Origin of the sequence: Streptomyces sp. NPDC048420 (assembly GCF_040651535.1) — a bacterium.
Taxonomy (GTDB): domain Bacteria; phylum Actinomycetota; class Actinomycetes; order Streptomycetales; family Streptomycetaceae; genus Streptomyces.
Genome location: NZ_JBEZKG010000004.1, coordinates 332404 through 355322, shown reverse-complemented (window position 1 = coordinate 355322; position 22919 = coordinate 332404). Strand labels below are relative to the sequence as shown.

21 protein-coding genes are annotated in these 22919 nt (G+C 72.1%); 8 read left to right on the top strand and 13 right to left on the bottom strand.

Annotated elements, in window-relative coordinates:
• From AB0D34_RS09090 to AB0D34_RS09060, 7 genes are all read right to left on the bottom strand, one after another.
• On the bottom strand, nucleotides 1-2994 hold the full coding sequence (locus AB0D34_RS09090; RefSeq protein ID WP_362658759.1) for an SMC family ATPase: 2994 nt from the start codon (nucleotides 2992-2994) through the stop codon (nucleotides 1-3).
• Nucleotides 2991-4154: an exonuclease SbcCD subunit D gene (locus tag AB0D34_RS09085; protein ID WP_362658757.1), complete on the bottom strand. Its 1164-nt coding sequence runs from the start codon at nucleotides 4152-4154 to the stop codon at nucleotides 2991-2993. Before AB0D34_RS09085 ends, AB0D34_RS09090 begins: the two co-directional genes overlap by 4 nt.
• 101 nt (nucleotides 4155-4255) lie before the next feature.
• On the bottom strand, nucleotides 4256-4882 hold the full coding sequence (locus AB0D34_RS09080; RefSeq protein WP_362658754.1) for a YigZ family protein: 627 nt from the start codon (nucleotides 4880-4882) through the stop codon (nucleotides 4256-4258).
• 50 nt (nucleotides 4883-4932) lie between these two features.
• Entirely contained in the window at nucleotides 4933-5475 is a 543-nt protein-coding gene (locus tag AB0D34_RS09075) for a histidine phosphatase family protein (RefSeq protein WP_362658752.1), read from the bottom strand.
• Nucleotides 5472-6188: a hypothetical protein gene (locus AB0D34_RS09070; protein WP_362658751.1), complete on the bottom strand. Its 717-nt coding sequence runs from the start codon at nucleotides 6186-6188 to the stop codon at nucleotides 5472-5474. The genes AB0D34_RS09075 and AB0D34_RS09070 overlap by 4 nt, the downstream gene beginning before the upstream one ends.
• Nucleotides 6189-6282: 94 nt before the next feature.
• Nucleotides 6283-6414 carry a hypothetical protein gene (locus AB0D34_RS09065; protein ID WP_362658748.1) on the bottom strand — a complete coding sequence of 44 codons (132 nt, stop codon included), beginning with the start codon at nucleotides 6412-6414 and terminating at the stop codon, nucleotides 6283-6285.
• A gap of 103 nt (nucleotides 6415-6517) precedes the next feature.
• Entirely contained in the window at nucleotides 6518-7777 is a 1260-nt protein-coding gene (locus tag AB0D34_RS09060) for a hypothetical protein (RefSeq protein ID WP_362658745.1), read from the bottom strand.
• Nucleotides 7778-7896: 119 nt separating this feature from the next.
• Between AB0D34_RS09060 and AB0D34_RS09055 the strand changes: the two genes are divergently transcribed.
• The 4 genes from AB0D34_RS09055 to AB0D34_RS09040 all read left to right on the top strand — a co-directional run bounded on the left by AB0D34_RS09055 (nucleotide 7897) and on the right by AB0D34_RS09040 (nucleotide 13452).
• Nucleotides 7897-8304 (top strand): CoA-binding protein, encoded by a 408-nt coding sequence (locus AB0D34_RS09055; protein ID WP_362658743.1) that lies wholly within the window; start codon nucleotides 7897-7899, stop codon nucleotides 8302-8304.
• 203 nt (nucleotides 8305-8507) lie between these two features.
• Complete coding sequence (locus tag AB0D34_RS09050) at nucleotides 8508-10364, top strand: hypothetical protein (protein WP_362658740.1); 1857 nt, start codon at nucleotides 8508-8510, stop codon at nucleotides 10362-10364.
• A gap of 153 nt (nucleotides 10365-10517) precedes the next feature.
• The gene (locus tag AB0D34_RS09045) at nucleotides 10518-12158 is read left to right on the top strand and encodes an APC family permease (protein WP_362658737.1); all 1641 of its coding nucleotides are present in this window, start codon (nucleotides 10518-10520) and stop codon (nucleotides 12156-12158) included.
• An 82-nt stretch (nucleotides 12159-12240) separates the two neighbouring features.
• The gene (locus tag AB0D34_RS09040; RefSeq protein WP_362658734.1) at nucleotides 12241-13452 is read left to right on the top strand and encodes a 4-hydroxybenzoate 3-monooxygenase; all 1212 of its coding nucleotides are present in this window, start codon (nucleotides 12241-12243) and stop codon (nucleotides 13450-13452) included.
• A 24-nt stretch (nucleotides 13453-13476) separates the two neighbouring features.
• Here AB0D34_RS09040 and AB0D34_RS09035 read toward each other — a convergent pair whose 3' ends face one another.
• Complete coding sequence (locus AB0D34_RS09035; protein ID WP_362658731.1) at nucleotides 13477-13836, bottom strand: metalloregulator ArsR/SmtB family transcription factor; 360 nt, start codon at nucleotides 13834-13836, stop codon at nucleotides 13477-13479.
• A gap of 64 nt (nucleotides 13837-13900) precedes the next feature.
• On the opposite strand from AB0D34_RS09035, the gene AB0D34_RS09030 reads away from it, so the two are divergent.
• Nucleotides 13901-14959 carry a cation diffusion facilitator family transporter gene (locus tag AB0D34_RS09030; protein ID WP_362658728.1) on the top strand — a complete coding sequence of 353 codons (1059 nt, stop codon included), beginning with the start codon at nucleotides 13901-13903 and terminating at the stop codon, nucleotides 14957-14959.
• A 54-nt stretch (nucleotides 14960-15013) separates the two neighbouring features.
• On the opposite strand, the gene AB0D34_RS09025 is transcribed toward AB0D34_RS09030, so the two are convergent.
• The gene (locus tag AB0D34_RS09025; RefSeq protein ID WP_362658725.1) at nucleotides 15014-15571 is read right to left on the bottom strand and encodes a YbaK/EbsC family protein; all 558 of its coding nucleotides are present in this window, start codon (nucleotides 15569-15571) and stop codon (nucleotides 15014-15016) included.
• Between the two features lie 20 nt (nucleotides 15572-15591).
• The gene (locus AB0D34_RS09020) at nucleotides 15592-16164 is read right to left on the bottom strand and encodes an XRE family transcriptional regulator (protein WP_362658722.1); all 573 of its coding nucleotides are present in this window, start codon (nucleotides 16162-16164) and stop codon (nucleotides 15592-15594) included.
• Between the two features lie 94 nt (nucleotides 16165-16258).
• On the opposite strand from AB0D34_RS09020, the gene AB0D34_RS09015 reads away from it, so the two are divergent.
• Nucleotides 16259-17116 (top strand): EamA family transporter, encoded by an 858-nt coding sequence (locus AB0D34_RS09015; protein WP_362658719.1) that lies wholly within the window; start codon nucleotides 16259-16261, stop codon nucleotides 17114-17116.
• A gap of 268 nt (nucleotides 17117-17384) precedes the next feature.
• On the opposite strand, the gene AB0D34_RS09010 is transcribed toward AB0D34_RS09015, so the two are convergent.
• Nucleotides 17385-18173 (bottom strand): acyltransferase, encoded by a 789-nt coding sequence (locus AB0D34_RS09010; RefSeq protein ID WP_362658716.1) that lies wholly within the window; start codon nucleotides 18171-18173, stop codon nucleotides 17385-17387.
• Nucleotides 18174-18279: 106 nt separating this feature from the next.
• Between AB0D34_RS09010 and AB0D34_RS09005 the strand changes: the two genes are divergently transcribed.
• A complete protein-coding gene (locus tag AB0D34_RS09005) occupies nucleotides 18280-18813 on the top strand; it encodes a gamma carbonic anhydrase family protein (RefSeq protein ID WP_362658713.1) in 534 nt (177 codons plus the stop codon).
• A 3-nt stretch (nucleotides 18814-18816) separates the two neighbouring features.
• Here AB0D34_RS09005 and AB0D34_RS09000 read toward each other — a convergent pair whose 3' ends face one another.
• Both AB0D34_RS09000 and AB0D34_RS08995 read right to left on the bottom strand, forming a co-directional pair.
• Nucleotides 18817-19467, bottom strand: coding sequence for a DedA family protein (locus AB0D34_RS09000; protein ID WP_362658710.1), 651 nt, complete (start codon nucleotides 19465-19467; stop codon nucleotides 18817-18819).
• A 161-nt stretch (nucleotides 19468-19628) separates the two neighbouring features.
• Nucleotides 19629-21446, bottom strand: a complete 1818-nt coding sequence (locus AB0D34_RS08995; RefSeq protein WP_362658707.1) for an RICIN domain-containing protein — start codon at nucleotides 21444-21446, stop codon at nucleotides 19629-19631.
• 463 nt (nucleotides 21447-21909) lie between these two features.
• Between AB0D34_RS08995 and galU the strand changes: the two genes are divergently transcribed.
• Nucleotides 21910-22860, top strand: coding sequence for a UTP--glucose-1-phosphate uridylyltransferase GalU (galU, locus tag AB0D34_RS08990; protein WP_362658705.1), 951 nt, complete (start codon nucleotides 21910-21912; stop codon nucleotides 22858-22860).
• Nucleotides 22861-22919: the final 59 nt, after the last annotated feature.

Below are 22919 nucleotides of genomic sequence, written 5' to 3'. Positions count from 1 at the left end.
TCAGCCTCCGCCCCGCTGTCTCAGCACCGACCCCGACCGCCCCTTCACGACCTCCAGTTGGGCGTGGATCCGCCGCCGCAGATCGGCCACATGACTCACGATGCCGACGCTGCGATCGCGCTCGCGCAGTGAGTCCAGGACGTCGAGGACCTCGTCCAGGGTCTGGTCGTCGAGGCTGCCGAAGCCCTCGTCGATGAAGAGCGTGTCCAGGCGGACCCCGCCGGCCTCGTCCGTCACGACATCCGCCAGGCCGAGCGCGAGGGCGAGCGAGGCGAAGAACGTCTCGCCGCCGGACAGCGTGGCGGTGTCCCGCTCCCGTCCGGTCCAGGCGTCGACGACATGCAGTCCGAGTCCGCTGCGGCCGCGCCCGGTGCGGTCGTCGGAGTGGACGAGGGTGTAGCGGCCCGACGACATCCGCTGGAGCCGCACGGTCGCGGCGGCCGCCACCTGCTCCAGGCGCGCCGCGAGCACATAGGACTCCAGGCGCATCTTGCGTTCGTTGTCCGCGGAGGTGCCCGCGGCGAGCGCGGACAGCCGGGCCACCCGGTCGTACTCCTCCCGCAGCGGTGCCAGCCGTCGTAGGCCGGTGGCCGAGCGGGTGGAGAGCCGGTCGAGCTCGGCGCAGCGCCGGGCGGCCGCGTCCCGCGCGGAAGCGGCCTCACGCACCCGGCGTCCGGCGTCGGCGGCGGCCCGCTCCGCCCGGGTCACGTCGGCGGGCGGCCGCTGGGCCGCCTCAGCGGTGTCGGCCTCGGCGAGGACGGCCCGTACGGCGGCCTCCTCGGCCTGCCAGGCGTCCAACCGGTGCTGCAGATCGCGGTGGGCCGTCTCGTCGAGGAGGGCGGCGGCCGCGGCCTGCGGGGTCTCGAAGCCGGCCCGGAAGGCGGCGTCGGCGGTCCGGGCGTCGGCGTCCTTGAGCCGCTGGGCGGTGTCCTCGGCCATGCGCGCGGTGTCGGCGGCCTCGGTGAGCAGCGCGGTCTGTCGCTCCAGCTGGGCGGCACGGGTCGCCACACTGTCGGCCGCACCGCGGGCCTCGGTCAACTCCGCTTCCAGCGTGGTGCGTTCCCGCTCCAGGGCGTCGCGGCGGGCGCCCCGGGAGGCGGTGCGTACGGCGGCCTCCTGCTGGGCGGCGAGGCGCCGCTCGCGTTCCCGTTCGGCCTGCCGCAGCTGTTCCGTCGCGGTGTGCAGGGCCGAGGCGAGACCGCGGACCCGGGCGTACTCGCGCTCCAACTCCTCCGCTTGGACGGCGAGTTCCTCGGTGGACGCTTCGCCGGCCTCGCCTTGGGCGGCGGCCAGCGCCCGCTGTGCGAAACCGAGACGCTGTTCGGCCTCGGCCCGCTGCTCGTCGGCGCGCTGGGAGGCCGCGAGCGCGCGCTCCTCGGTCTCCCGGTCGACGTGTCCGGCGTCCTTGCGTGCGGGAGCGGGGTGTTCGGTGGCTCCGCAGACCGCGCAGGGATCGCCGTCGGTGAGCTGTGCGGCCAGTTCGGCGGCGATGCCGTTCAGCCGCTGCTCCTTGACGGCCAGCCACTCCTCGCGGGCCCGCAACGCGCGGTCCGTCGCCTCGATCACCTGCTGCTGGGCGTCGTCAGTGTCCCGGGCGAACTGGTCGCGCTGCCGTGCGGCGGCCAGCCGCTTGCGGGCGGGCTCCCGCTGCACGGCCAGCTGTTCGGCGCGGGTGGCCGCTTCCTGGGCGGACTCGACTCCGAGCTGAAGCCCCGCGCGGGACTCCTCCCACCCGGCCAGCCACGCCTCAGCCTCCTGCAGTACATCCTCGTCGGACCGCTCCTGACGGTCCAGGTCGGCGCGTTCCGCGACGAGTTCGGCCAGCCGCTGCTCGGCGCGCCGGGCGGAGTCCAGGCTGCCGAGCTCCTCGGCCGCCCGGCGTGCGGCGGCCGCGAGTCCGGCGGCACCGGCCTCCGCGAGGGTCTCCGGCAGCAGCCCACGCGCGCGTGCCTCCGCCGCGGCCGCCCGCCGGTGCTCGGTCTCGGCCGCCTCCCGCAGCTCCAGCGCGGGTGCCACCGCCTCCGCCTTACGGGCCCGTTCCATCCGGGCCTGCGCCTGGTGGTAGCCGTCGGTCCGCTCCGCCAGCAGCGCGGCACGCTCGCGTGCCTGGGCGAACCGCCGTTGCAGCCGGTCGATTTCGCGTACGTCGGCCAAGGCGCGCTCGGCGGCGGCCTGAGCGGACTCGGCGGCACCGAGTCCGCAGTGGGCGATCGTCAACTGCTCACGCGCGGTGCTGCGGGCGACGGCGGCTGCACTCAGGACGGCCTCGGCGAGGCCCGGCTCGCCGGGGGACAGTTCGGGCAGCTCCATGGCGTCACCGGCCGCCTGCTGCATCCGGTGCGCGTCAGCCAGCAGCGCGGCATCCCCCTCGCGCACCTGTGCCTCGGCGGCCCGGCGACGCTCGGCCAGCCGCTTCTCGACCTCGGCGAACCGGTGGGTGTCGAAGAGCCGCCCCAGCAGCTTGCCGCGCGCCTCGGCGTCGGCTCGCAGGAAGCGCGCGAAGTCACCCTGGGGCAACAGCACGACCTGGCAGAACTGCTCGCGGCTCATGCCGAGCAGCTGGGTGATCTCCTCACCGATCTCCTGGTGGGACCGGCTGAGGTCCTTCCAGGCCGCGGCGACTGCGTCGTACTCGCGGAGCCAGCTCTGGGCCTTGTCGAGGGTGGTGCCGGAACCGCGTTTCTTGGGGCGCTCCCAGGGCGGTTGCCGTGTGATCTCCAACCGGCGCCCCGCGACGGTCAGTTCGAGGCGGATCTCGGTGCGTGTACTCGAAGACGCGTGATCGCTGCGCAGGGCCGTCCCCTGGCCGCTCTGGCGGGCCCCCGGCACGGAGCCGTAGAGCGCGTAGCAGACCGCGTCCAGCACGGACGTCTTCCCGGCCCCCGTCGGTCCGTGCAGCAGGAACAGCCCCGCGGCCGACAGCTCGTCGAAGTCGACCGTCTGGGAGCCGCCGAACGGACCGAAGGCGGTGATGTCCAGTCGGTGCAGCCTCACCGCGCCACCTCCCGCACGACCTCGTCCGCCCGCGCCGCGTCGAACGCGTCCCGCAGCACGGCCTGTTCACGCTCGTCGGGCCCGGCGCCCCGCACATGCGCCACGAAGTCCTCGGCGATCTCCTGGTCACTGCGTCCGGCCAGCCGTCGCGCGTAGGACACGTCGGGGTCGTCCGGTGTCCGCTCGGGGTCGAACACGAGGCTGAGGGTGTGCGGGAAGCGCTCGCAGAGCCGCGCCATGGGTTCGGCCGGGCGGACGGGGTCGGTGACGGTCGCCTCGACCCACGCCTCCTCCTGCGCCACCAGCCCGGGATCGGCGAGCAGCTCCTCCAGCGGGCCCCGGATCCGGGCCAGGGCGCGCGGCACCGGGCAGTCGACACGCTCGGCGGTGACCGCGCCCTCGGCGTCCAGGTCGACCAGCCACATGCTCTTGCGGTGGTCGGTCTCGGAGAAGGAGTACGGCAGCGGCGAGCCGGAGTAGCGCACGCGCTCGGTGATGGTCTGGCTGCCGTGCAGGTGGCCGAGGGCCGCGTAGTCGACGCCGTCGAAGACCCCGGCGGGCACGGCGGCCACCCCGCCGACGGTGATGTCCCGCTCGCTGTCGCTCACCTCGCCGCCGGTGACGAAGGCGTGGGCGAGTACGACGGACCGCGTCCCCCGCGCGCGGGTGGCGAGGTCGGCGCGGACCCGGTCCATGGCAGCGGCGAGGACGGCTTCGTGACCCGCCTTCTCCACCCCGAACTCGTCCTTGACCAGGGCGGGTTCGAGATAGGGCAGACCGTAGAAGGCCACATCACCATGAGCGTCACCGAGCACCACAGGTGTCCCGCACGCGGCCGGCTCGGTCCGCAGATGGATTCCGGCGCGCCCGATGAGCCCCGCCCCGACTCCGAGGCGGCGGGCGGAGTCATGGTTCCCGGAGATCATCACGGTCGGCACACCGAGGTCGGCGAGCCGGTGCAGCGCGTCGTCGAACAGCTCCACAGCGGCGAGCGGCGGCACCGCGCGGTCGTACACGTCTCCCGACACGACCACCGCGTCCACCCCGCGCTCCCGCACGGTCGTGACGAGGTGCCCGATGAACTCGGCCTGGGCCCCGAGCATGTTGACCCGATGGAACGCCCGGCCCAGATGCCAGTCGGAAGTGTGCAGCAGCCTCATGATCCCCGACCCTAACGGCCGGGTCTGACATCACGGGCGGTTACTCCCGTATCGACCCGTCATGACCGCACACCAAAGCCCGTTATGCCCGAAAAGATCAACTAGCCGTCCCCGTACGCCTCTCCCCCGAGCTCGAACCCCGCCGTCCCCGCGGTCACGTCGGCCAGCCACCCCCGGAACGCCTCCACGTCCGCGTCCGGCAGCCCGATCTCGATCGTGACGGCCTCGCCGTAGCGGACGTCCCGTACGTCGCGCCCGGTCGAGCGCAGGTCGTTCTCCACCTTGCCCGCACGCTGGTGGTCGACGGTCACGGTGGCGAGGCGGAAGCGGCGGCGGGTGAGGGTGCCGAGCGTGTCCAGGGCCTCGCCGACCGCGCCGCCGTACGCCCTGATGAGGCCGCCCGCGCCGAGCTTGACGCCGCCGTAGTAGCGGGTGACGACGGCGACGACGTACCGCATGTCGCGGCGGAGCAGCATCTGGAGCATGGGGACGCCGGCGGTGCCGCCGGGTTCGCCGTCGTCGCTCGCCTTCTGGATCGCGGCGTCGGCGCCGATGACGTACGCGTAGCAGTTGTGGGTGGCGTCGGCGTGCTCCTTGCGGACGGACGCGACGAAGTCCTGGGCCTCCTGCTCGGTGGCGGCCGGGGCGAGGGCGCACAGGAAGCGGGAGCGGTTGACCTCGGTCTCGTGCACGCCCGCGTGGGCCACTGTGCGGTACTCGTCCTGCATCCGGCCAGCCTAGTCCGGGGCCGGAACCGGGGCGGCGGCCCACCGGGGCGTCAGTGCTTCTTCCCCCTCGGCACCGTCACGGACGTGAGGAGCGCCCGCCCCGGGCCCAGGTCCCGCCAGGACTCGCCGTGCCAGTCCAGCACGGCGATCGCCGAAGTGGGGAACTTCACCCGGACCTCGTCCAGCGCGCCGTCGAGGCCGTCCCCGGCGAGCGCGAGCACCAGCTCCTCCAGACCGGGGTTGTGTCCCACCAGCAGCAGTGTCAGGACCTCGGGAGGCGTCTCGTGGACGGCCGCCAGCAGCTCCGGTACGTCCGCCCCGTACAGCTCGGGGTCCAGACGCACCGGCGGCGGGGTGCCCCACTGGGCGGACGCCAGCTCCCAGGTGTGCCGGGCACGTACGGCGGTGGAGCACAGGGCGAGGTCGGGGAGCAGGTCGGACGCGGCGAGGACCCGGCCCGCCTCCGGCGCGTCCCGAAGGCCGCGCGGCCCGAGCGGGCGTTCGTGGTCGGCGACGCCCTCGGGCCAGGCCGACTTGGCGTGCCGGAGCACGACCAGGCGGCGCAGCGGGCCCGCTCCGGTGCGCGCGGTCATGCCGGGGAGCCCAGGTCGCGGGTGAGCTCGAGACCGAGCAGCCGGTCGGCGTAGGCGTACGTCTCGAAGCGGGCGCCCTCGGGCAGCTCCGACTCCTCGACCCACCGCAGGACCCGCAGCACCTCGGACACGTCCAAGTCGTCCTCCCATGCGGTACGCAGGCGTCCGCGCACCTTCTCGGGGACGGGCCGCGACGGATGCCGCGCCCAGTCGGCCACGGCCCGGCGCCAGCGTACGAGGGTCTCGTGGGCCGTGGACAGGTCCTCCGCGTCGAGTCGTACGGAGGCGCCACGAGGCGGGGTGAGCAGGGCGAGGCGGACCACGGCGGGGTCGGCGTCCTCGGGGAGGCTCGCGGTCTCGACGGGCCCGACAGTGATCCGTACGCCGTCCGGAGCCGCGCCCTCCTCCTCCACCACATGGACGACCTGGGACTCGCCCCACCCGGGGCCCACGTCCCGCCGGTCCTCGAAGGGCCGGATGCCGAGGGCGGCGGCGGCCGCGTGCAGTTCGGCCTGTTCCCGGTCCCCCGTCAGCAGCGCCCACACGGGTGTGCCGCCGAGTTCCAGGGCACGGACGAGGAGATCGGCGACGAGCAGGACACGGAGGGAGGAGGTGTCGTAGCGCGGTACATGGGCCTCGACTCGGGTCAGGCCCCTGCGGGCGGGGGCGGCGTCGACGGGCTGGCCGGTTCGGGCGTCGGTGATGCGCAGCACGGGGCGAGCGTAAGCGGACGGACGGTCCCGCGCAGGCGACTGACCCGTATTCCGGACACGGGGGCGGCTTTCGGCCGATCCCCGCCGCCTCGGCTCACTCGTCGACATGCGGCGAGTGGATCCGGACGCGATCCAGGACGGCGACCGCGGACGTCTCTCCCCGTACGTCCGCCACCAGCGGCAGGAAGGACCGCAACCGCGGCTCCTCGTCGACCACGACCACCACGCAGGGTCCCTCGGCGGACTTAGGGGTCGCCCGCCCCGAAGCCCGTGACCCCCGGGTGGACGCTCGCGCCGAGCAGTCCCGCGCGGTGCGCGCGGGGCGGGCGTCACGTGTTCTGGTCGCGTACCTCATTGATTGCCGCCTGCAGCCGCAGCCAGGTCGGATCCGTCCCGGTCGCGGTGGTCACGGTCGTCAGGTCGTCCGGTTCCCATGTGCGGGACCCGTCGGTGACGACGAGGTGTTCTTCCAGTTCACCGTCGTCGGGGACCTCGGAGGTGGCGTCCAGGAACGCCGCGACCGCCGCCCTCGCCGTATCGCCGTACGAACCGAGGGATTCGGCGGGCACCGACAGGAGCAGCAACTCCCCGTCCCCGCCCGCGACCAGGAGCTCGCCCGTTGCCGTGACGGTCAGCGCGGTGACCGGTGAGCCGGCCAGGACCTCGTGTTCGGCCGCGTGATCACCGTCCATGTCGACCTCGACCAGGGTCCCCCTCGGAGTTCCGACCCAGAGCACGCCCGGCCGCCGGCTGTCGAACGCGAGGTTGTGGCGCGACCAGGAGTGCATCTGCTTCAGCCACTCGTCCGGGTACGGGTAGCCGGGGCTGGGGTCGCCGAGCGTCGTCGCCAGCACGCGTTGCAGGGAGGGGAATGCGAAGACCTCGACCGAGTTGTCGTATGCGTTGCCCCGGATCGCGAGGTGGCGTCCGTCCGCGCTGAAGACCGGCGTCTCGTAGCCGTCGCAGTCAAGGACCAGCCCCCGGCGCCGCACCCGCATCACTGCGGTGCCCGAGGCGTGCTCGACCGTCGCGAAGAGCACATGCGTCGCACCCTGGTCGCTGCTGAGCGTGGTCACCAGACCGCCGCCCGGATGCTCCGCGACCCCGGTGTCCCACGGCCGTCCGGTGGCGACGGCCCCCGAGGCGAGGTCCACGACGTCGGAGCGCTCCCAGGCGTCGCCGTCGCCGTCCGACGACGGTGAGGCCCACAACGTCCGGCCGTCCGGGCTGAAGGCCGCACAGGAGTACCTCGCGGCGGGCGGCAGGCCCTCCATGTCGGCGACTCCCTCACGGGTCCACCGCACCGTACCGTCCTCGCCCGCCACCACGAGCAGCGGCTGCTCCGGGTGCCAGGTCAGCCCGGGTGTGCGCTGCCCCCGCAGCCAAGGCGCGTTGTCGTCATGGACGGCCGACTTGGCACCCACCGTCCCGAGTTCCCGCAGCTGCCCGGCCCCGCACTCCCACACATGCACCGCCGGACGCACCGAGTCCAGGCCGGCGACCAGGGGCAGCCGCGGATGACACACCAACCGCTCGACAGAGGTCCCGCTGCCGACACGGGCACGGGCGACCGTCTCCACATGAGTCATCGCGACACCGTACGACTCGTAGGCAGCGGGTCGGCGACCGGGTGGCCGCCGGAATCACCGGCCCTCGCCCGCTGTTGTCGGCCATGAGAGCCCCAGCCCGAACCCCCAGGAGGCCCCACGTGTACGGCGACTCAGCAACAGTCCGCAAGATCCTCACCGAGCTCGGCGACACCTGGGCGATCGTGGGACTGTCGTCGAACCAGCGACGCGCGGCCTACGGCGTCGCCGAGGTGCTCCAACGGTACGGCAAGCGGGTCGTGCCCGTCCACCCCAAGGCGGAGACCGTGCACGGCGAGCAGGGGTACGCCTCCCTCGCGGAGATCCCCTTCGACGTGGACGTGGTCGACGTGTTCGTGAACAGCGAGCTCGCGGGTGCGGTCGCCGACGAGGCCGCCGCCATCGGCGCCAAGGCCGTCTGGTACCAGCTCGGCGTCGTCGACGAGGCGGCCTACGAGCGCACCCGCGCCGCCGGCCTCGACATGGTCATGGACAAGTGCCCGGCGATCGAACTCAAGTCAGTACGTTAGTCGGCACGTTGGTCGGCCCTGAGTGGCGTCTGGGCGCGGGGACGCCCGCGGCGCCTGGTGCCCGTACCGCAACGTCGCCCTGCGCACCCTCCCGCTGCCCGCGACCCCGCGAGCGGACTCCGACGGCAGCCGCCCGGGCCGTGGTTGCTGGTGCGCGCCCCCAGGCCGTCTCGGGTGTGGGGTCTGTACCGCATAATCCTCGCGTGTCCGAAACTCCCGTCCCGATACCGTCGGGATCCGTTCCGGTGGGGACGCCCGCCTGGTCATCCGCCGACGCCGCCCGCTGGGTGCAGACGCGGCCGGCAAACTGGGCGCGGCCGATGTGGTCCGTGCCGGCACTGCTGGTCACCGTCGGGTGGGCCATCGCGGTGGAGCCGGAACCGCCGTGCAGTGATGCGGTGCCGTGTGGGCCGGACTGGGGTGGCATGGTGCAGGTGGGCCTGGCCGCCGGCCTGTTGTACTGGCTCGCCCGGCTGCCGGAACTCACACTGATCGCCGCGCCCGCCCTGGCGGCCCTCGTGGCATGGGGCGAACTACCTGGCGCCGACTCGATGTCCCGTGCCGCGAACGTCGCCGTGATCGCGGCTCTCGCCTTCGGCTGGGCCGCAGCCCGCGAGCGAGTGGCCGCCCGCTCCCGGCAGCGGCGGCTCGCAGAGCGGGCCGCGGGAACGCGGCACGCGCTGCCAGGACCCGTCGGCCCACTCGCCCGAGGGACGCTCCCGATCGCCGCCGCGCTGGTCTTGTGCACGGTGGCCGCGGTCGCGGTCCTCATGGGGCTCAGAGGCATCCGCGCGGACGAGCAGCACGCGGCCCGGGCCGTGCGCACCGCAGCGGAAGTGGTGAGTCAGGGCGAGGAGTCGGTACAGCTGCGCACCGACGGTGGACGACGCGTCACCGTTGCCGCGTTCTACCCGGAGGACTACGGCGTCGGCAGCACGGTGACCGTGCTGGAGGACGGCTCGTGGAGCCGCTTGCTGGCCGAGCCGTACGACGCGTTCGGCTGGCAGACGCTGGTCCTTGCCGCCGGACTGCCCGGACTGTCCCTGCTCACCGTGGGCGTCCTCGCCCGCCGCCGTACCGCGGCGCTGCGTCGCGCACCGGTGCCGGCCCTGCGCGTGCTGGAGCGCGTCGATCACGAAGGCCGGACCTGGGTCTACGCGGCCGACGACAGCTCAGGGCGCACCCCGCTCTTCACCTGCCTGCTCACAGCGGCGCTCCCGGACGGGTCCGAATCCGCGATCCGCTTCGAACACGCTGACGAGGAGGCGGAACTCTTCGTCGCCGACACGCGCTTGCACGAAGCGGTCATGCTCGGCGCTCCGTACGAGGGCGGTGAACTGACCCTGGTCACGACAGACCGGGACGGGCATCCGATCGCTACCCGTACCGCCGGCCGGGTCCGAATCCCCCGAACCGGCAAGGTCCCGCTCCTGGACACCCACACCCCCACGGCAGCCCCCTCCGACACCACACCGGCACACCACCAGGTCCAGACGGACCGCATCGCAGCCACTCCGACACGCACCGGCCGCCCTCTGCGCTGGGGACCAGGCCCCGTGGCCCGATCGGCAGGACTGGCCTTCACCGCCGGCCTGACAGCCGGCATCTCCTACTTCACGCAGTCCCTCGTGACCGACGGCTTCGGCTGGGAGATACTCCCCCTGCTCGGGCTGCTCATGTGGACCAACCTGGTGGCCGTCCTCCTCAACTGGCGCGTCACCGCGGACGACACCGGCCTCTGGCTGGCCGGGGCCTGGAGGGTACGCCACGTCCCCTGGGAACGGCTGCGGGCAGTCCAGTACACCCGCGAGGGCAGCGTGGAGATACGTCTGTCGGACGGCAGCACCTGGCATCTGATGGGCCTGGGTGAGCCGTGGCTCGAACGACGTCTGCGGCTGCGTCCGTCTCACGTCCGCATGGTCGAGGAGGTCACCGCCCTCCTCCTCCACCCAGAACTGCGCCCCATCGACCGCAGCTCACCACGCGACCACGGTCTGCCCCTCGGCCCCGTCCTGCTCCTCCTCGTCGCCCTCGGCACGGCAGCCGCACTCTTCGCGTGAGCCGAGCTCAGCGAATTCCTGAAACACTCGCAAGGAATCCCCCGCAAAGAAGTCAAATATGCGACAACCGCCTTTAACCCAAAGGCGGTTGATTCGTAATCTGGAGCCGCTCACACATTAAAGGTATGCATTTCGTGAGAGGCCCTTCGATTTATGGTAAGCGTCGATTCAGCACCTGAGACAAAGGGAACGCCGGGCGGCGGTCTACGGCGGGACGTGGGGTTGATCGGGCTCATGTGGGCCTCGGTCGGTTCCATCATCGGCTCGGGCTGGCTGTACGGCGCCCAGGAGGCGGCCGTGGTGGCCGGGCCCGCAGCCGTGATCTCGTGGGTGATCGGCGCGGTCGCCATCGTGCTGCTCGCCCTCGTCCACGCGGAACTCGGCGGTATGTTCCCGGTGGCGGGCGGCACCGCCCGATATCCGCACTACGCATTCGGCGGCCTCGCCGGAATGTCCTTCGGCTGGTTCTCCTGGCTCCAGGCGGCGACCGTCGCGCCGATCGAGGTCGAGGCGATGATCGGTTATGCCGGTCACTGGTCGTGGGCGCAGGGATTCCAGCACGCGGACAAGACGCTCACGACAAGCGGAGTCATCGTCGCCGTGGTGTTGATGGCCGTCTTCGTGGTCGTCAACTTCCTCGGCGTGCGGGCGCTCGCGCACACGAACAGCGCCGCCACCTGGTGGAAGATCGCGGTACCGCTGGCGGCCATCTTCATCATCGCGGCCGGCAACTTCCACCCGGGCAACTTCCACTCGGAGGGCTTCGCGCCGTTCGGCGCCAAGGGCGTGCTGAGCGCGATCAGCACCAGCGGCATCATCTTCGCCCTGCTGGGCTTCGAGCAGGCCATCCAACTGGCCGGTGAGAGCCGCGACCCGAAGCGTGACCTGCCGCGCGCGACCATCGGCTCGGTCGCCATCGGCGCCGTCATCTACGTACTGCTCCAGATCGTGTTCATCGCCGCGCTGCCGCACAGTACCTTCGCGCACGGCTGGGCGAAGCTCGACTACCCCGGGATCAGCGGTCCTTGGGCCGGTCTCGCGACCCTCGTCGGCCTGGGCTGGCTGAGCGTGGTGCTGTACCTGGACGCCGTGATCTCGCCGGCCGGGACCGGGCTCATCTACACGACGGCGACCTCCCGGGTCTCCTACGGCCTGTCCAAGAACGGTTACGCGCCCAAGCTGTTCGAACGCACCGACCGCAGGGGCGTGCCCTGGTTCGGCCTCGCGATCTCCTTCGTGACCGGCGTGGTCTGTTTCCTGCCCTTCCCGAGCTGGCAGCAGCTGGTCAGCTTCATCACCTCGGCGAGCGTCCTGATGTACGCGGGCGCCCCACTGGCGTACGGCGTCTTCGCGGACCGGCTGCCCGACCACGAGCGCCCCTACCGGCTGCCGGCGGGCTCGATCCTGTCCCCGGTGTCGTTCGTCGTCGCCAACTTGATCATCTACTGGGCGGGTTGGCACACCCTGTGGCGGCTCGGGGTGGCGATCGTCCTCGGCTATGTGCTGCTCGGCGGATACGCGCGCTACGCCATCTCCAAGGGGCTCCCCGACGCGCCCCGCCTGGACTGGAAGGCCGCCCAGTGGCTGCCGGTCTACCTGGTGGGTCTCGGCGTGATCTCCTGGCAGGGCGGCTTCGGCGGTGGCTCGGGCCGGATCGCCCTGTGGTGGGACATCCTGCTCATCGCGGCCTTCTCCCTGGTGATCTACTACTGGGCCAGGGCCACCGCGTCCCCGGCCGCGGTGATCGAGCGGAGCATCGACGAGGTCGTCGTCACCGACGCACCCGCGCACTGAGGCGGGTGGCCCGGGTGCCTCCCCGTGTGGAGGCACCCGGCAGCACTCCCCTGCCTCCCCGGGGCGCCGACATAATGACCGGGTGACCCCAGACTCCAACTCCGTTGCGCCACAGCGCTGTCCGGTCGTCGTCATAGGCGCCGGACCCGCCGGGCTGACCATCGGCAACATCCTGCGGGCGGCGGGCGTGGACTGCCTCGTCCTGGAGGTGGAGACCCGCGAGTTCATCGAGCGGCGTCCTCGCGCGGGCGTCATCGAGGAGTGGGCCGTACGCGGTCTCCAGCAGCGCGGTCTCGCCGACAACCTGCTGGAGCGGGCCCAGCTGCACACCGAGTGCGAGTTCCGCTTCGCCGGTGACCGCTTCCGCTTCACCTACGGCGACCTCACGGGACAGCACCACTTCGTCTATCCCCAGCCGCTGTTGGTGACGGACCTGGTGCGCGAGTACGCCGACGTGCGGGGCGGCGAGATCCGCTTCGGCGTCCGGGACGTCCGGCTGCACGATCTGGAGTCGCCCCGGCCGTCGGTGTCGTACACGGATGCGGAGACCGGCGAACGGCAGCTGGTCGAGTGCGAGTTCGTGGCCGGCTGCGACGGGGCGCGCGGCGTGACCCGCACCGTTCTGCCGGAGACCACCGACATAGCCCGGCACGACTACGGCGTCGGCTGGCTGGCGCTGCTCGCGGAGGCGCCGCCGTCCTCCGACTGCGTCCTGTTCGGCATCCATCCGAACGGTTTCGCCGGACACATGGCACGCAGCCCCGAGGTCACCCGCTACTACCTGGAGTGCCCGCCCGGCGACGACCCCGAGAACTGGTCCCACGACCGCGTCTGGGCCGAACTCCAGCAACGTCTCGGCGCGACCGGCACCCCGCCGCTCACCGAGGGGCGGCTGATCGAGAAGCGCGTCCTCGACATGCACAACTACGTGGTGGAACCGATGACGTTCGGCCGTCTCTTCCTCGCCGGGGACGCCGCCCACCTCACCGCGCCCATCGCGGCGAAGGGCATGAACCTCGCCCTGCACGACGCCTTCCTGCTCGGGGACGCGCTCGTGGCCTACCTCGGCAAGGGTGACGGCAGCGGACTCGACGGCTACTCGGAGGCCTGTCTGCGACGCGTGTGGGACTACCAGGAGTTCTCCCAGTGGCTCTCCGAGGTCTACCACGGCACCTCGTCGGGTGACGAGTACCGGGCCGGCACCACCTTCGCCCGACTCCGCCGCCTGTTCACCTCGCCCGCGGCAGCCGCCGCCTTCGCGGAGCAATATCTGGGTACGGCGTCCACGTACTGACGCCTCAGTCTGGCACCGGATCCGTCAGTCGTGCACCGGACGGTCGCTGAGCCGGTGGTCGGCCACGCTCAGGGCCTCGTCGACGAGCCTGCGCAGGTGGCCGTCGCGCAGTGCGTAGATCACCCGGCGCCCCTCCTTCCGCGTGTTCACCAGCCCGGCCAGCCTGAGCCGCGCCAGGTGCTGGCTGACGGCGGGACGGGCCGCTCCGCACGCCTCCGTGAGGGTCGTGACATCGGCCTCTCCCCCGGCCAGTGCGTGCAGCAGGGTGAGGCGGGTGCGGTCGCCGAGGAGGGCGAGGATCTCGGCGGCGAGGGCGAACTGTTCCTCGCCCGGGGTGCGCGGATGCGCATCGTGCGCAGTTGATAGGTGCATGCGTGCGCTCATACGCACATAATGGCTCCGTGGGCGCGGTACGTCCACTCCCGCGCGCACCGGAAAGGGGCACAACGTGAGCGACCACGAACACGACCACGGGCATCACCACACCCATGAGCACGAGCACGCGCACGTGCACGGACGCCACGGCCTCCGCCACCGTCTCGCCCACCTCCTCACCCCCCACTCCCACGAGACCGCCGACAAGCTCGACTCCGCTCTGGAGTCCTCCGCCCGCGGCATGCGCGCCCTGTGGGTCTCGCTGGCGGTGCTCGGCGTGACGGCCCTCGCGCAGGCGGTCGTCGTGGCCGTGTCCGGGTCCGTCGCGCTGCTCGGCGACACCGTGCACAACGCGGCGGACGCGCTGACCGCCGTACCGCTGAGCATCGCCTTCGTGCTGGGCCGCCGCGCGGCCACCCGACGCTTCACCTACGGCTACGGCCGTGCCGAGGATCTCGCGGGCATCGCGATCGTGCTGACCATCGCCGCGAGCGCCGCGTTCGCGGGCTGGGCGGCGATCGACCGGTTGCTGGACCCGCGTCCCGTCGCGCATGTCCCCGTGGTCGCCGTGGCCGCGCTGGTGGGCTTCGCGGGCAACGAGTGGGTCGCCCGCTACCGCATCCGGGTCGGCCGGGACATCGGTTCGGCGGCGCTCGTGGCGGACGGACTGCACGCCCGCACCGACGGGTTCACCTCACTGGCCGTGCTGCTCGGTGCCGCCGGCTCGGCCCTGGGCTGGCAACTCGCCGACCCGCTCGTGGGGTTGGCGATCACGTCCGCGATCGCACTGGTGCTGCGGGACGCGGCGCGCGAGGTGTTCCGGCGGGTGCTCGACGCCGTCGACCCGGACCTCGTCACCCAGGCGGAGCGTGCGCTGCTGGACGTCGAAGGGGTGCGCGGAGTCGGCGAGTTGAGGCTGCGATGGATCGGGCACCGGCTGCGGGCGGAGGTCGCGGTCGTGGTGGACGGGGAGATGACGGTACGTCAGTCCCATGCCGTCGCCGTCGAGGCGGAGCACGCCCTGCTGCACGCCGTACCACGCCTCACCGCGGCACTCGTCCACGCCGATCCGGCTCCCGTGCCGGGCGAGGCCGATCCACATCTGACGCTGGCCCATCACACCCATGCCTGAGACAGGCCCGACCGTTGCCGAGCACAGCTTCTTCGAGGAGCCGCGCAGGCCCGGTCAGGCCACCCCCAGTCCCTCCAGCACCACTGCGCCCGGCAGTTCCGCGAACGCCTTCCCCGGCACCAGCAGCTTCCCGCGTCGGCGGCCGCTGCCGACCAGGACGTACGGCAGGTCGACGACGGCCGAGTCGACCAACACCGGCCAGTCGGCGGGCAGTCCGAGCGGGGTGATGCCGCCGTACTCCATGCCGGACTCCCCCGTCGCGATGTCCATCGAGGCGAACGAGGCCTTGCGGGCACCGAGTTGCCGGCGGACGACACCGTTGACGTCGACCCGGGTGGTGGAGAGCACCACGCACGCGGCCAGCATGGTCTCGCCACCCCGCTTGCCGGCCACCACAACACAGTTCGCCGACCGCTCCAGCAGCTCCTGCCCGTAGTGCTCCACGAAGACCGCGGTGTCGGCCCACCGAGGGTCCGTGTCGACGTACACGATCTGCTCGGCGGGGACGCTGCCGCTCCAGTGGCGTACGGCGTCGGCGACCGGGCCCGTCAGTTCGTCGAGGGCGTCGGGGGCGGGGGTGGCGTGGTCGAAGTGTCCGATGGGTGCGTCCATGGCGGCACGCTAACAGCCGCTCAGGACACGGCCGGAACGGATACCGCCAGCATCCACCGGGCCGGGACGTCGCCCTGATTGGCGTACACATGCTCGGCGTTGGCCTCGAAGGTGACGCTCGCTCCGGCGGGCACCCGGTGCTCGACCCCGTCGACGGTCAGGGTCATCTCGCCCTCCGTGACATGGAGGATCTCCACCGTCCCGGCGGGGTGCGGATCCGAGCGGCTGCTCTCGCCCGGCATCATCCGCCACTCCCACATCTCCAGCGGGCCGGGGGCCTCCGCGCCCGCGAGGAGTCGGCTCCAGCTGCCCGCCTCCGTGCTCCACAGCCGCACCACCTGTTCCGGCGGGACGACCCGTACCTTCGGCCCCTGCTCGTAGTCGAGCAGGGTGGTGATACTGATCCCGAGCGCGTCGCCGATCTTCACGACCGTGCCGAGGCTGGGGTTGGTGCGGGCCTGCTCGATCTGGATCAGCATGCCGCGGCTGACCCCGGCGCGGGCGGCGAGCGCGTCCAGGGTGAAGCCGCGGTCGGTCCGCCAGCGCTTGACGTTGCGCGCCAGGGACTGGGTCAGCAGGTCGAGGTCCGACACGTCACGTCCAATATTCCGTACGACATAGTGCAACTGAATGAACTACGGTGGGGTGTACCCGATCGTTCACCGAACTGTACTGCGAGGCGACCCCGTGACCGCGTTCTTCGCTCTGTCCACCAGCCTGCTCTGGGGTCTGGCCGACTTCGGCGGCGGAGTGCTGACCCGGCGGCTCCCGGCGCTCACGGTGGTCGTGGTCTCGCAGGCGATCGCGGCGGCGGTGCTCGGGGCCATCGTGGTGGCGACCGGCGGCTGGAGTGAGGCGGGACCGCGACTGTGGTTCGCGTTCGCCGCCGGTCTGGTCGGTCCTGTCGCCCTGATCTGCTTCTACAAGGCACTGGCGCTCGGCCCCATGGGCGTCGTCTCCCCGCTGGGCACGCTGAGTGTGGCGGTCCCGGTCGGCGTGGGTCTCTTCCTCGGCGAACGTCCCGGACTGGTGCAGGCCGCGGGCATCGCGGTGGCCGTCACGGGAGTGGTCCTGGCGGGTGGTCCCCAGTTGCGCGGCGCCCCCGTACAACGCGAGGCGATCGTCCTCACCCTGATCGCGGCCCTCGGCTTCGGCACGGTGTTCGCCCTGATCGCGGAGGCGTCGACGACCGTCACCGGTCTCTTCCTCGCACTGTTCGTACAGCGCGTGGTCAACGTGGCGGTGGGCGGCGCGGCCCTGTACGTCTCGGTGCGGCGGGGCGGACCCGCCCTCCCGGACACCGGTTTCCCCTGGTCTTCGCTCCCCGCCCTCGCCTTCGTGGGCCTCGCGGACGTCGCGGCGAACGGCACGTACTCGGTGGCGGCGCAGCACGGCCCGGTGACGGTGGCCGCCGTCCTCGCCTCGCTCTACCCGGTGGTCACGGCCCTGGCCGCCCGCGGCTTCCTCAGCGAACGCCTCCGAGCCCTCCAGGCGACGGGCGCGGGACTGGCCCTGCTGGGCACCCTGCTCCTGGCAACAGGCTGACGCCACACCGTCCGGCCCGACAGCCGAGGGCCCGCGCGTCGGCGCGTCTCTCCACCGTCCGACCGAGCCACCCCGGCCCACTTCCCTGTCCCACCCGGCCACCCGCCCCACGAACCGACCCGCAAGCCTCAACCCAGCCCCCCACCCCCACCACCACCGGCCTCTCCACCGCCCGACCGAGCCGTCTCACCCCTCAGCCCTCAGCGCCACCGGTTCCGCGAGCTCACTGGCCGCCCCGGCCAGACCTCCCCGCCCGACTCCCCCACCCTCAGTCCAACTCCGCAAGCCGCGTAGCCCTCTCCTCGTCCAGCTCCGCCAGCCGTGCCGCCGTCTCCTCGTCCAGGCCGGCCAGCGCGTTGAGCTGTTCCGCCGTGGCCCCCTCCGGTATCGGAACCGGCGCCGGTGTCCGCAGCGGTGGCTGCCAGCCGTCCTCGGCCGTCCATCGCCGTACGACCCGGGCGGGCGCCCCCGCGACCACGGCGTGGTCCGGCACCGCACCCCGGACCACGGCGCCGGCGGCCACGACGACGTTCCGTCCGATCCGCGCGCCGGGGAGGATCACCGCGCCGGTCCCGATCCAGCACCCCGGACCGATCTCCACCGGCTCCATCCGCGGCCACTGCTTGCCGATGGGCTCGTGGGGATCGTCGTACGAGTGATTGGTGGAGGTGACATAGACGTACGGCCCGAAGTAGCAGTCGCTGCCGATGGTGACCGTGGTGTCGGCGATGACATGGCTGCCGCGTCCCAGGACGACACCGTCGCCGATGCGCAGGATCGGCTCGGGGCCGAGATCCAGGTCGGGCATCAAACCGGCCGTCAGGGTGACCTGCTCGCCGACGATGCAGTGGGAACCGACATGGATCCACCGCTCGCCGAACACCGTGCCCAGCGGAAAGGCCAGCCGGCTGTGCGCGCCCAGCGCACCGAAGCGGAGGCGGCCGGGGCGCTCGGCGGTGACGGAGCCCGTGCGCTGCACCCAGGCCCAGCCCGCGTGGACGGCACGCTGGACGAGGCGGCCCCGCCAGGATGAGAACGTGTTCTTACTCTTCGGCACGAGCTCACCGTACTGAGCGCACGCCGTCCGCATGAGCCAGAGGGCTTGTGATCTACGCCCCAACCGGGTGGCGTACGGTTCGGGATATCCGCAACCAGGAGGCGAAATGGCGCACAGGGCGTTGATCACGGGCATCGGCGGCAAGGAACCGAAGATCGACGGGGATGCCTTCGTGGCGCCCACCGCGTCCGTGATCGGAGACGTGACACTGCGGGCGGGCGCGAGCCTCTGGTACGGCGCGGTGGCCCGGGGCGATGTAGAACGCATCTCAGTCGGCGCCCAGAGCAACATCCAGGACAACTGCACGCTGCACGCCGACCCCGGCTTCCCGGTGACGATCGGCGAGCGGGTGTCCGTGGGCCACAACGCGGTCGTGCACGGCGCGACGGTCGAGGACGACTGCCTGATCGGCATGGGCGCCACGGTCCTGAACGGCGCGGTGATCGGGGCGGGTTCCCTGGTGGCGGCCCAGGCGCTGGTCCCGCAGGGGATGCGGGTGCCGCCGGGTTCACTGGTGGCGGGCGTACCGGCGAAGGTGCGGCGGGAGCTGACGGAGGAGGAGCGGCAGGGGGTCACCCTGAACGGCACGCTCTACGCGGATCTGGCCAAGGCCCACAACGAGGTGCACGGGACGCCGTGAGCCTCAGTCGGCGGCCGGGACGGTCTCCGGTTCGGCCGCCTGCATCTGGGCCGTCGCCTTCGCCGCCCGGCGCTTGAGCACGAGCATCGAGGTGAGCCCGATGAGCACCGCGAGCACGAGTCCCAGCCACGAGAACCGCTTCAGCCAGGACTCCGCGACGATGCCCACGTAGTAGATGACCGCGGTGGTCCCGCCGGCCCAGACGATTCCGCCCAGCACGTTGGCGATCAGGAACTTCCAGTACGGCATCCGCAGCACACCGGCGAGCGGTCCGGCGAAGATCCGCAGCAGGGCCACGAAGCGGCCGAAGAACACCGCCCACATGCCCCACTTCTCGAAGGACCGCTCCGCCGTGGCGACATGGCCTTCACTGAAGTGCTTGGGGAACTTGCCGGCCAGCCAGGCCAGCAACGGCCGCCCGCCCTTGCGTCCGATCGCGTAGCCGATGGAGTCACCGACGATCGCGCCGACGCTGGCGCACGTGCCGAGCACCACGGGGTTGATCCCCGCGTGCTGTGAGGACAGCAGCGCGGCCGAGACCAGGATGATCTCGCCGGGCAGCGGAATGCCCAGGCTCTCCAGGCCGATGACCAGGCCCACCAGGGCGTAGACGGCGGCCGGGGGCACGGTGTCGAGCCATTCCTGGACGTGCAACGCCGGTTCCTCCTGAGTCGCGTTCGCTGCGTGCGCCAACCACCGACGCACGCCGGGGCAGCCTACCGGGTCACGAGAACCGATGTCCGAAGCAACGGAGGAGAGAGGCGCGGCCGGGGTCACCCCCCTCGGTGCGACCCCGGCCGCGACCGCGCTTCCGGCTACGGCAGCGCGGTCCGAAGGGTCGACGTGACGGGAGCCGTCAGCGACGTCACGGTGTGCGCGACCGCGCCCACCGCTGCTCCCGCCTTCTCGACCGGCGCGGGGCGTGCGGCCGGCTCGGAGTGGCCGTGGTCGACCTGGGCGACCCGGGTCTCGTACCGCTCCGGCGGGGTCCCCTGCTGGTTCGAGGGCCGGCCGGGGCTCTGGTTCGGCTCCTGGCCGGGCCGGCCGTCGGCTCCGGAAGGCGGCGCCGGGACCAGGTCGGGTGCGACCGGCTCCGCGTCCGGCCCTCCGGAAGGGCTCCCGGACGGGCCGCCCGTCCCCAGGTCCTCCGGCGGCCGCGTGCCCTGCTGGGCCGGCGCACTCTCCACGGCGAACTCCAGGTACCACCGCTGCCCCTTCGTACCGTCCCGTTCGGTGACGGTCACGGTGTCCCCCTTGCCGGGTGCGACCAGCAGCCCCTTCCCGCGGCGCAGCAGGAGTTCGCCGCGCACGGTGAGGTCGTAGCGGACCTCGCCCCCGTGCGCGAGGCAGTCGGCGACCACCACGGACCGCTTCTCGGCGTCCGAGTCGAGGCAGAGGCCGGGGTTGACGGCGCTGCGCAGCAGTCCGTCGTCCTGATACGCCCACTGCTGGGATCCGGCGGAGGAGCACCGCGCCAGCACGGCCCTCGTGCCGTCGTCGGCCCGTGCGTCGAGCATGTCGAGGCACAGTCCGTCGTCGGCGTTGCGGAGCCTGCCGTGGCCCACCTCGACCGGGTTGCCCATGGAGGCGGCGGACGGGGACCCGGCCTCCTGCGAGACCTCCGACGGGTCCGGCCGTACGGTGTTGCCGCTGACCGCGCCCCACGTCGCGCCGGTCGTGGGCACGCCGTCGTCGGTCCAGCCCTTGGCGACGAGCACCGTGGCGAGCAGCGCGAGAGACGTCAGTCCCACGCCCAGGAGGACGGCCCTCGGGTGCTTGCGGGGCTGGGCGAGCAGGCCGGCCGGGAGGGGACGGTGGCGTCCGCCGGGCTGCCGGGTACGGGCCCCCGTCCTACGCGGGTCCCCCGATCCGCGTGGGTCCGCCGACCCACGCGGGTCCGCCGCCGGGCGGCCCGCGGCGCGCGCCGGCCGCGATTCCAGATAGCGGTGGGCGCCCCAGCCGAGCACCGTCTCGGCGAGCAGCACCTCGAGGCCGCCCTCGAAATGGCTGAGCTGTTCGGCCGCGTGCCGGCAGTAGCGGCATTCCGTCAGATGTTTCCGCACATCGGGCAGCAGGTCTCCGCCCCGGCGAATCGGGACATCCAGGAGTCGGTTGTAGAAGCGGCATTCGCTGGTCGGCGCGAGTTCCCGATGGGCGCGCACACAGCCGGTACGGAATTGCTCGCGGGCCTGCTCGAGGGCGGCGGTCGCGCGGGCGGTGTCGACGCCCAACAGACCGGCAGGTACGGAAAGCGGCTCGGCCTCGACCTCGGCATGCCACAGCAGGCATTGTGAGGCTCCCGGAAGGGCCCGGAATGCGCGCTCGGCGAGCAGTCGCCTTTCGGGGGTGGCGGACCTCGCCGCGCGTAGACCACGGCCCCCTATCGTCTTGCGGAGTTCCGGCAGTACGGTGGACACCGCGTCATCGGCGGCCCACTCCTTGACGAACTCCCTTACCGCTATGAGAAGTTGCGGCCGCAGCGCTCCGTCACCCGCACGTCCGAGAACCCGGTGGAATGCGGCGGTGGCCGCCATCGACGCCGAACCCGACCAAGAGGCGAGGCATATGACGGAGTATTCGTATGTCGCCTGCCAGTGCCGTGCCATCAGCAGGGCGACGGCATGGCCGTCCACACGGTTCTCCCCGAGCCGGGCCAGGAGATTGCGGTCGGACTCCCCCGGACTCGATCCGGGCCGCGGGGGGTAGGGGGGTCGTGGAGGGTAAGCGGATTGCACGGGACCAATTCCTTCCAGGCCGCAGGGCGGCACGGAAAATGCGCGCCCTCGGAAAGCAGGTGCCTGATTGGTGCATACCTATGCCGCGTCAGTTCCGACTCGGCCACCGGGGGCGCTCACCTTCGCACAATTACTGCACAGTGAACAAGAAGTTCGAGTGACCGATGTTCAAAAAGGGACGGATTCAGAAAAGTTACCGCCGGTATCCGCACCGGCATTCGAAATAAGCGGGGCGTCGGCGTCAAGTTGTGTACGCCGCCAGATACCTGGCACACGAAATCTCCAACTTCCGGCCCGGCCCACAGCAAGCTCCCAGGCGTCTCCCGGTGGGCTCTCATCGCGGTGCCGCAGCATGATCCGCATGATCGTCCCCCACACGACAGACACCCCCGCCCCCACCCACACGGTCCGCAAGGCGGTGGTCCCGGCCGCCGGGCTCGGCACCCGGTTCCTGCCGGCGACCAAGGCGACCCCGAAGGAGATGCTCCCGGTCGTCGACAAGCCGGCCATCCAGTACGTCGTCGAGGAGGCCGCCGCGGCCGGGCTCGACGACGTCCTCATGGTCACCGGCCGCCACAAGCGGGCCATCGAGGACCACTTCGACAACGCCTTCGAGCTGGAACAGGCTCTTGCGGCCAAGGGAGACGCGGTACGCCTGGACGCGGTACGCGACCCGGCCCGCCTCGCCAACATCCACCACATCCGCCAGGGCGAGCCGCTCGGCCTCGGCCACGCGGTGCTCTGCGCCCGCCGCCATGTCGGCGACCAGCCCTTCGCCGTCCTCCTCGGCGACGACCTGATCGACCCGCGCGAGACCCTGCTCAGCACCATGCTCGACGTCCGCGACCGGTACGCGGGCAGCGTGGTCGCCCTCATGGAGGTACCGCGCGAGCAGATCCACCTCTACGGCTGCGCGGCCGTGGAGGCGACGGAGGACGAAGGCGTGGTCCGCGTGACCGGCCTGGTCGAGAAGCCGTCACCCGAGAAGGCCCCGAGCACTTACGCGGTCATCGGCCGCTACGTCCTCGACCCCGCCGTCTTCGACGTCCTCGACCGCACTTCACCCGGCCGCGGCGGCGAGATCCAGCTCACCGACGCCCTCCAGGACCTCGCGGCCGACGGCACGGTCCACGGCGTCGTCTTCGACGGCCTCCGCTACGACACCGGCGACAAGGCGGACTACCTCCGCACGGTGGTCCGCCTCGCCTGCGACCGCGCCGACCTGGGCCCCGAGTTCATCGGCTGGCTCAAGGAGTTCGTGGCGGGGCTGGAGAACGGCGAGGGGGTCGAACGGGGGCGACTGGCGGCCTGACCCCGGCCTCGGGGACCAGGCACCGCGGAACCCGCGGACACATGCCGTCAGCCGTCACC

Coding starts and splice junctions, on each gene's coding strand:
- AB0D34_RS09085 (WP_362658757.1), bottom strand. CDS start 4,154: ATGAGGCTGCTGCACACTTCCGACTGGCATCTGGGCCGGGCGTTCCAT.
- AB0D34_RS09080 (WP_362658754.1), bottom strand. CDS start 4,882: ATGCAGGACGAGTACCGCACAGTGGCCCACGCGGGCGTGCACGAGACC.
- AB0D34_RS09075 (WP_362658752.1), bottom strand. CDS start 5,475: ATGACCGCGCGCACCGGAGCGGGCCCGCTGCGCCGCCTGGTCGTGCTC.
- AB0D34_RS09060 (WP_362658745.1), bottom strand. CDS start 7,777: ATGACTCATGTGGAGACGGTCGCCCGTGCCCGTGTCGGCAGCGGGACC.
- AB0D34_RS09045 (WP_362658737.1), top strand. CDS start 10,518: ATGGTAAGCGTCGATTCAGCACCTGAGACAAAGGGAACGCCGGGCGGC.
- AB0D34_RS09035 (WP_362658731.1), bottom strand. CDS start 13,836: ATGAGCGCACGCATGCACCTATCAACTGCGCACGATGCGCATCCGCGC.
- AB0D34_RS09025 (WP_362658725.1), bottom strand. CDS start 15,571: ATGGACGCACCCATCGGACACTTCGACCACGCCACCCCCGCCCCCGAC.
- AB0D34_RS09005 (WP_362658713.1), top strand. CDS start 18,280: ATGGCGCACAGGGCGTTGATCACGGGCATCGGCGGCAAGGAACCGAAG.
- galU (WP_362658705.1), top strand. CDS start 21,910: ATGATCGTCCCCCACACGACAGACACCCCCGCCCCCACCCACACGGTC.